Below are 7,797 nucleotides of genomic sequence, written 5' to 3'. Positions count from 1 at the left end.
CTCACCTCCGCCCGAACACCTGCGCCCAGTAGATCCCGCCCTCGCTGCCGGCATTGACGGCATAGGCCACGCCCATCTCGTTGAAGCGCGGCTCCATGATGTTGGCGCAGTGCTCGGGACTGGCCAACCAGCCCTGCACGACCTGGCCGGCGGTGGTCTGGCCGGCCGCGATGTTCTCGCCGACGCTGCGCCAGCGGTAGCCGGTGCGGCCGACCCGGTCGGCCGGGGTGCTGCCGTCGCGCCCCTGGTGGTCCAGGTAGCCGTGGCGTGCCATCGAGTCCGCGTGCGCGGCCGCAGCCCGTCCGAGCAGGCCATGCAGGGCCAGCGGGGCGGCAGCGCCGAACGACTGGCTGCCACAGCGGCGCGGCTGCGCGCGCGCCTGGTTGACCAGTGCGAGCACGCGGCCCGCCACGTCGGGGGCCTGCGCCGCCGCAGGCGGGTCGAACGGCGCCGCGGCGATCACCCACCAGCCGCTTCCCGAGCGCTGGATGCCGACCTCGCGCAGCGAGGGATCGGCCAGCGCCCGGCAGTGCTGCGGCACCAGTGCCTGCACGGCGGCCTGGGGCGAACGGTAGCCGCGCAAGGTCCACTGGAAGCTGCGCTGCGCGCGATAGCCGCTGGCCTGCAGCGCTTCTTCCAGCCGAGCCCCGCGCGCAAGGCGGCGCGCAGCCTCTTCCAGCTGCGCCTGCGGGCGCAGCGCCGGCCCGGCGGCGCCGCATTGCTGGCGGGCCCGCTGCAGCGGCTGCAGCAGCGGCTCCGGTGCCGAGGCGGCGGCGGGCAGCCACGCAATGGCGAGGGCGGGCCAGTAGGCAAGCCGGCGCATGCTGTACGGCATACCTGCGCGCCGCCACCGCGGGGCGGAGCCCTCGCGTCCAGCCATTGTCCGGGCGTCAGCCCGAGATCACCAGCTGGTTGTCGACCGACTTCACCCCGTCGATGCTGCGGGCCAGCTCGCCGGCCTTGCGCCATTCCTTCATGCTCTTGACCTGGCCCTTGAGCTTGACGTTGCCCTGCAGGGTGTCGACGTTGATCTTCAGCGCGCTCAGTTCCGGGTCCGCCGCCAGCGCGGCCTTCAGCCGGGTGCCTATGGTGGCGTCGTCGACTGCCTGGCCCGCGGTGCGCGTGCCGCCGGCCCCCGGCTCGCCATACTGGAAGCCGGCACAGCCGGCCAGCGCCAATGCGGCCATCGGTGCGATCAGCAAGGTTTTCATTCGGGCTACTCCTTTCGCTGCGAAAGGCCCAATTTGCCGCCGGGCTGCGGGCGGCCCTGTAGGACTGGGCCGCGGCGGCGCGGCGATGGAATTCGCTTTGGCGCCTCGGTCATGGGCGCGTGGCGCGGCGGCAGTAGACTCGGCGGCGCCCATGCGAATCCTCGGCATCGACCCCGGCCTGCAGACCACCGGCTTCGGCGTGCTCGACGCCCAGGGACACGGGCTTCACTACGTCGCCAGCGGCACCATCACCACCACGCACCTGCCGCGCGGGGACCTGCCGGCGCGCCTGAAGGTGCTGTTCCAGGGCATTGCCCAGGTGCGCGAGCAGTACCGGCCCGACGCCGCAGCCGTCGAGATCGTGTTCGTCAACGCCAACCCGCAGGCGACGCTGCTGCTGGGGCAGGCGCGCGGCGCCTGCGTGACGGCGCTGGTGGCCTGCGACCTGGCCGTTGCCGAGTACACCGCGCTGCAGATGAAGCAGGCGGTCGCCGGCTACGGCAAGGCCGGCAAGGCCGAGGTACAGGAGATGGTCAGGCGGCTGCTGAAGCTGCCCGGCCTGCCCGGCAAGGATGCCGCCGACGCGCTGGGCCTGGCGATCACCCACGCGCACGCCGGCCAGGCCATGGCCCGCATCGCGCAGGCCACGTCCACTTCGCGGCGCAGCACCGGGATGTACAAGGCAGGGCGGACGTACTAGGAACAGGCGCGAGGGGAAGGTGGCGCAGACCCCGTTGCCTGCGCCCCGCATCAGGCCAGCCGCTCGGCGACCAGCACGGCGAAGAAGCCGAAGGCCGCCAGCAGGGTCCACTTGAGCGTGACCAGACCCCAGCGGCGATAGCGCGGCTGCCCGGTGGCGGCATAGAACGCGAAACAGACGCCGGCGCCCAGCAGGAGCAGCAGCAGGGCCCAGCGGAAGACCAGCATGCCGCGCTACCAGGCGCGGGCGAGTTGCGCGAAGCCGGCCGGGGCCTGGCGCTCGTCCGGGAAGGTCACCAGTTCCCAGGCGTCCTGCTGCGCCAGCAGCGTGCGCAGCAGCTTGTTGTTCAGGGCGTGGCCGGAGCGAAAGGCGCCGTACGACGCCAGCAGCGGCTTGCCCAGCAGGTACAGGTCGCCCATCGCGTCGAGGATCTTGTGCTTGACGAACTCGTCCTCGTAGCGCAGGCCTTCGGTGTTGAGGACGCGGTAGTCGTCCATCACGATCGCGTTGTCCATGCCGCCGCCCAGCGCCAGCCCGCTGGCCCGCATCATCTCCACGTCCTTGGTGAAGCCGAAGGTGCGGGCGCGCGCGATGTCGCGCTGGTAGTTGCCGCGGCCGAGGTCGAACTCCACGCGCTGGCCGGTGGAGTCGACCACCCGGTGGTCGAAGTCGATCTCGAAGCTGAGCTTGTAGCCGTGGTAGGGCACCAGGCGCGCCCACTTGAGCGCGTCGCCCTCGCCCTCGCGCACCTCGACCGGCTGCAGCACGCGGATGAAGCGGCGCGGCGCGTTCTGCGCCACGATGCCGGCACTCTGCAGCAGGAACACGAAGGACGAGGAGGAGCCGTCCAGGATCGGCACCTCTTCGGCGGTGATGTCGATGTAGAGGTTGTCCAGGCCGAGCCCGGCGCAGGCCGACATCAGGTGTTCGACCGTGTGCACCTTGACGCTGCCATTGGAGATGGTCGAGGCCAGCCGCGTATCGGTCACGGCCTGCGCCGACACCGGGATGTCCACCGGCTCGGGCAGGTCCACCCGCCGGAACACGATGCCGGTGTCCGGCTGGGCCGGCCGCAGGGTCAGCTCCACCCGCTGCCCGCCGTGCAGGCCCACGCCGACCGCACGGGTGAGGCTCTTGAGGGTTCGCTGCGGGAGCATGGAGGGAATTCTAGGGACTGGGGGCTGGGGCCGAGGGACCGGGGATTTCGCGCCTGCGGCACGGCAGGAGAAACTCCTGGCCCCAATCCTCCTGGCCCCCGGCTCCTGGCCCCTCAGTCGGCCTGGCGCCGCAGGAACGCCGGGATCTCGAAGTCGTCCATGCCACCGGCGCTCAGGGCCTCGACCTTGGACGAGGCCTGCGCGCGGCTGTTGCGCCAGACGCTGGGCACCGACAGGTCGGGCGCGGGCACGGCCACGCCGGGCACCTGCGCCGAGCCCACGCCGGTGCTGCCGACCATGCTGTGCATCGTGGGCACCTGCATCGGCAGGTTGTCGGTGCCGGTGCGCAGCACCTGCAGCGGCGGCGCCGTGCGGCGCTGCTGGCCATGGCGCGACAGCCCGGTGGCGACCACGGTCACCCGCATCTCGTCGCCCAGGCTGGGATCGTAGGCGGTGCCGAAGATCACGTGCGCGTCGGCCGAGGCGTAGGCGCGGATGGTGTTCATCGCCTCGCGCGACTCGGACAGCTTCAGGTTCTCGCGCGCCGCGGTGATCAGCACCAGCACGCCCTTGGCGCCCGACAGGTCGATGCCATCCAGCAGCGGGCAGGCCACCGCCTGCTCGGCGGCGATGCGGGCGCGGTCGGGCCCGGAGGCCACCGCCGTGCCCATCATCGCCTTGCCGGGCTCGCCCATCACGGTGCGCACGTCCTCGAAGTCGACATTGACGTGGCCGGGCACGTTGATGATCTCGGCGATGCCGCCCACCGCGTTCTTCAGCACGTCGTTGGCGTGGGCGAAGGCCTCGTCCTGGGTGACGTCGTCGCCCAGCACTTCCTGCAGCTTCTCGTTGAGCACCACGATCAGCGAGTCGACGTTGGCCTCCAGTTCGGCCAGCCCCTGCTCGGCGTTGGTCATGCGGCGGCCGCCTTCCCAGTCGAACGGCTTGGTCACCACGCCCACGGTGAGGATGCCCATTTCCTTGGCGACGCGCGCGATCACGGGGGCCGCGCCGGTGCCGGTGCCGCCGCCCATGCCGGCGGTGATGAACAGCATGTGCGCGCCGTCGATCGCCTCGCGGATGGCGTGCTCGGCGGCCTCGGCGGCGTCGCGCCCGCGATCGGGCTTGCCACCGGCGCCCAGCCCGTTGCCGCCCAGCTGGATGGTCTTGTGCGCCGCGCTGCGCACCAGCGCCTGGGCGTCGGTGTTGGCCGTGATGAACTCCACGCCCTGCACCGCGCGCTCGATCATGTGCTCGACGGCATTGCCGCCGCCGCCGCCCACGCCGATCACCTTGATCTGCGTGCCCAGGTGGAAGCCGTCTTCTTCCTCGATCATTTCGATGGGCATCTCGTTTCTCCTATTCCTTGCAGTTGCCGTATTGAGTCGTTGTCGGATGTGAAAGAACCAGAACGTTCAGGAGGGCGGATCGGTGCACCGCCATCGTCGTCGCCGCCGGCAGCCGGCGCGCAGTTCGGCGTCCATCAGAAATTCCCCACGATGAAGTCGCGCATGCGCGAGAAGGCCGTCTTCATCGAGCCGTTCTTCTGCGCCACCTTCTGGCCGCGCACGCGCGCCAGCCGCGCTTCCTCCAGTTGCCCCATCACGGTGGCGGCGCGCGGCTGCGCCACCATGTCGGCCAGCGCGCCGGTGTATTGGGGGATGCCGCGGCGCACCGGCTTGAGGAAGATGTCCTCGCCCAGCTCCACCATGCCCGGCATGACGGCGCTGCCGCCGGTGATCACCACGCCCGAGGACAGCACCTCCTCGTAGCCCGATTCGCGGATCACCTGCTGCACCAGCTGGTAGATCTCCTCCACGCGCGGCTCGATCACCCCGGCCAGCGCCTGGCGCGACAGCATGCGCGGGCCGCGGTCGCCCAGCCCGGGCACCTCGACCTGCTGCTCGGGGTCGGCCAGCAACTGCTTGGCGCAGCCGCTCTCGACCTTGATGTCCTCGGCGTCCTTGGTCGGCGTGCGCAGCGCCATCGCGATATCGCTGGTGACCAGGTCGCCGGCGATCGGGATCACCGAGGTGTGGCGGATCGCGCCGCCGGTGAAGATGGCCACGTCGGTGGTGCCGGCGCCGATGTCCACCAGCGCCACGCCCAGCTCCTTCTCGTCGGAGGTCAGCACGGCATGGCTGGAGGCCAGCGGGTTGAGCAGCAGCTGCTCCACTTCCAGCCCGCAGCGGCGCACGCACTTGATGATGTTCTCGGCCGCGCTCTGGGCGCCGGTCACGATGTGGATCTTGGCCTCCAGCCGGATGCCGCTCATGCCGATCGGCTCGCGCACGTCCTGGCCGTCGATCACGAACTCCTGCGGCTCCACCAGCAGCAGGCGCTGGTCGGTGGAGATGTTGATCGCGCGCGCCGTCTCCACCACGCGGGCCACGTCGGCCGGGGTCACCTCGCGGTCCTTCACCGCCACCATGCCGCTGGAATTGATGCCGCGGATGTGGCTGCCGGTGATGCCGGTGTAGACCCGCGAGATCTTGCAGTCGGCCATCAGCTCGGCCTCCTTGAGCGCCTGCTGGATGCTCTGCACCGTGGCGTCGATGTTCACCACCACGCCGCGCTTGAGCCCGCCCGACGGCGCCACGCCCAGCCCAGCCAGCTTCAGCTCGCCCTCGGGCAGGACCTCGGCCACCACCGCCATCACCTTGGCGGTGCCTATGTCAAGGCCGACGACCAGGTCCTTGTATTCCTTTGCCATGTTCCCCTCGTTCCCTCAGCGGGGCGCGGCCGCTGCCGGCGGCTGCCCCTTCGTCTTCGCGTCCGCCGCCACGGTGCCGACGCCGCGCAGCCGGATCGCGTACCCGTCCCCGTACCTCAGGTCGGCCGACAGCAGCGCCTCGGGCTGGCGCCCGTAGCGCGAGGCCACCTGCACCAGCGTGCCGGCCAGCCGCTGCAGCCGCGGCAGCACGTCGGCCGCTTCGCCGCGCCCCAGCTCCAGCACCGCGCCGGTGTCCAGCTCCAGCTGCCAGCTGCCGCGGCCGGTCAGCTCCAGCCGCGCCGGCGCCAGCGCCAGCGGCTGCAGCAGCGGCGCGATCGCCCGGTACATGGCCAGCACCTGCTGCGACTGGCCCTCCGGCCCGGCCAGCAGCGGCAGGTCGTCCTGCTCGACCTCGCCGGCATTGGCCTCGAACAGCTCGCCGAATCCGTTGACCAGCCGCGAGCCGCCTTCCTCGCCCCAGAAGGCCACCGCCTGGTGCTCCTGCAGCACCACCCGCAGCCGGTTGGGGAACTCGCGCCGCACCACCGCCTGCCGCACCCACGGCACGGCCTCGAAGGTGCGCCGGGCGGCCGCCAGGTCGACGGTGAAGAAGTTGCCCGCCAGCCGCGGCGCCACGTTGGCGCGCAGCGTGGCCACGCTGTTGTGCGTCACGCCACCCTCCACCGTGATGCCGCCCAGCGCGAACAGCGGATGGCGCAGCGCCCACAGGCACAGTCCGGCCAGCAGCAGCGCGGCGGCCGCCGCGAACAGCACCGTGGCGGTGCCGTTCATCAGCCGCACGTCGAAAGGCTGCTGCAGCGCGGCGCTCATGCCGTGGCGCCCTCCCCGCCGTTGCCCGCGGCGCCGCCGCCACCGCCGGCGCGCTCGTTGTCGAGCGCCGCCGAGGCGAGCAGCTGCAGGCACAGGTCCTCGTAGCTGATGCCGGCGGCGCGCGCCGACATCGGCACCAGCGAATGGCCGGTCATGCCGGGCGAGGTGTTGATCTCCAGCAGCCAGGGCTTGCGGGTGGCGGCGTCGATCATCACGTCGATGCGGCCCCAGCCGCGGCAGCCCAGCACCCGGTAGGCCTTGAGCACCAGCTCCTGGATGGCGGCTTCCTCGCCTCCGGGCAGGCCGCAGGGCACCAGGTACTGGGTGTCGTCGGTGAAATACTTGTTCTGGTAGTCGTAGTTGCCCCCGGGCGCGACGATCCGGATCACCGGCAGCGCGCGGGCCGAGTCGCCGGTGCCGATCACCGGGCAGGTGACCTCGTCGCCGGCGATGAACTGCTCGCACAGCACGTCCCGGTCCAGCGCGGCGGCGGCCTCCACCGCCTGCTGCATCTCGGAGTAGCCCTGCACCTTGGCCAAGCCGATGGACGAACCCTCGCGCGAGGGCTTGACGATCAGCGGCAGGCCGAGCGCATCGGGGATCTCGCGCACCTGCTCGCGGGTGAAGGCGCCGCGCTGCAGCAGCCGCCAGCCCGGCGTCGGCAGGCCTTCGGCCAGCCAGATGCGCTTGGTCATCACCTTGTCGATGGACACGGCGGACGCCATCACGCCCGAGCCGGTGTAGGGAATGCCCAGCAGTTCCAGCGCGCCCTGCACGGTGCCGTCCTCGCCGAAGCGCCCGTGCAGCGCGATGAAGCAGCGCCTGAACCCCTTGCGCTTGAGTTCGGCCAGCCCGCGCTCGGCCGGATCGAATGCATGCGCGTTGACGCCGCGCGACTGCAGGGCCCTGAGCACGCCGCTGCCGGACATCAGCGACACCTCGCGCTCGGCCGAGCGCCCGCCCATCAGGACGGCGACCTTGCCGAAGGCCTTGACGTCGACCGCGCTCACGGGAAGGCCTCCGCGCTGCGCACCGCGCTGCGGGCGCCTTGGGGCGACCGGGCGGCGCTCACTGGCCTACCCTCACTTCCGTGATGAGGGTGCAACCGCGATGCAGGGTTGTCCACGGCGGCGGGCGTCGCTTGCGACGAACGCACGCCGCGGTGGACAACCCGTGTTCAGCGCC

Annotated in this window: 9 protein-coding genes; 1 reads left to right on the top strand and 8 read right to left on the bottom strand. The window is 71.5% G+C overall.

Annotation, left to right across the window (positions count from 1 at the left end):
- Position 1: 1 nt before the first annotated feature.
- Both V6M57_RS15160 and V6M57_RS15155 read right to left on the bottom strand, forming a co-directional pair.
- Positions 2 to 823, bottom strand: coding sequence for a CAP domain-containing protein (locus V6M57_RS15160; protein WP_332815836.1), 822 nt, complete (start codon positions 821 to 823; stop codon positions 2 to 4).
- Positions 824 to 890: 67 nt separating this feature from the next.
- Positions 891 to 1,211: a BON domain-containing protein gene (locus V6M57_RS15155; protein WP_332815835.1), complete on the bottom strand. Its 321-nt coding sequence runs from the start codon at positions 1,209 to 1,211 to the stop codon at positions 891 to 893.
- A gap of 151 nt (positions 1,212 to 1,362) precedes the next feature.
- Between V6M57_RS15155 and ruvC the strand changes: the two genes are divergently transcribed.
- A complete protein-coding gene (gene ruvC, locus V6M57_RS15150) occupies positions 1,363 to 1,911 on the top strand; it encodes a crossover junction endodeoxyribonuclease RuvC (protein WP_332815834.1) in 549 nt (182 codons plus the stop codon).
- Positions 1,912 to 1,961: 50 nt separating this feature from the next.
- Here ruvC and V6M57_RS15145 read toward each other — a convergent pair whose 3' ends face one another.
- The 6 genes from V6M57_RS15145 to V6M57_RS15120 form a co-directional block, all read right to left on the bottom strand.
- Positions 1,962 to 2,138 carry a hypothetical protein gene (locus V6M57_RS15145; protein ID WP_332815833.1) on the bottom strand — a complete coding sequence of 59 codons (177 nt, stop codon included), beginning with the start codon at positions 2,136 to 2,138 and terminating at the stop codon, positions 1,962 to 1,964.
- Between the two features lie 6 nt (positions 2,139 to 2,144).
- Positions 2,145 to 3,068, bottom strand: coding sequence for a UDP-3-O-acyl-N-acetylglucosamine deacetylase (gene lpxC, locus V6M57_RS15140; RefSeq protein ID WP_332815832.1), 924 nt, complete (start codon positions 3,066 to 3,068; stop codon positions 2,145 to 2,147).
- A 113-nt stretch (positions 3,069 to 3,181) separates the two neighbouring features.
- Positions 3,182 to 4,417 carry a cell division protein FtsZ gene (ftsZ, locus tag V6M57_RS15135; protein WP_332815831.1) on the bottom strand — a complete coding sequence of 412 codons (1,236 nt, stop codon included), beginning with the start codon at positions 4,415 to 4,417 and terminating at the stop codon, positions 3,182 to 3,184.
- A 134-nt stretch (positions 4,418 to 4,551) separates the two neighbouring features.
- A complete protein-coding gene (ftsA, locus tag V6M57_RS15130) occupies positions 4,552 to 5,781 on the bottom strand; it encodes a cell division protein FtsA (RefSeq protein ID WP_332815830.1) in 1,230 nt (409 codons plus the stop codon).
- A gap of 15 nt (positions 5,782 to 5,796) precedes the next feature.
- Entirely contained in the window at positions 5,797 to 6,612 is an 816-nt protein-coding gene (locus V6M57_RS15125; RefSeq protein ID WP_332815829.1) for a cell division protein FtsQ/DivIB, read from the bottom strand.
- Positions 6,609 to 7,622: a D-alanine--D-alanine ligase gene (locus V6M57_RS15120; protein WP_332815828.1), complete on the bottom strand. Its 1,014-nt coding sequence runs from the start codon at positions 7,620 to 7,622 to the stop codon at positions 6,609 to 6,611. Before V6M57_RS15120 ends, V6M57_RS15125 begins: the two co-directional genes overlap by 4 nt.
- Between the last annotated feature and the right edge of the window lie 175 nt (positions 7,623 to 7,797).

Origin of the sequence: Ramlibacter sp. (assembly GCF_036676645.1) — a bacterium.
GTDB lineage: Bacteria > Pseudomonadota > Gammaproteobacteria > Burkholderiales > Burkholderiaceae_C > Ramlibacter.
This window is presented reverse-complemented; position numbering and strand designations above follow the sequence as displayed.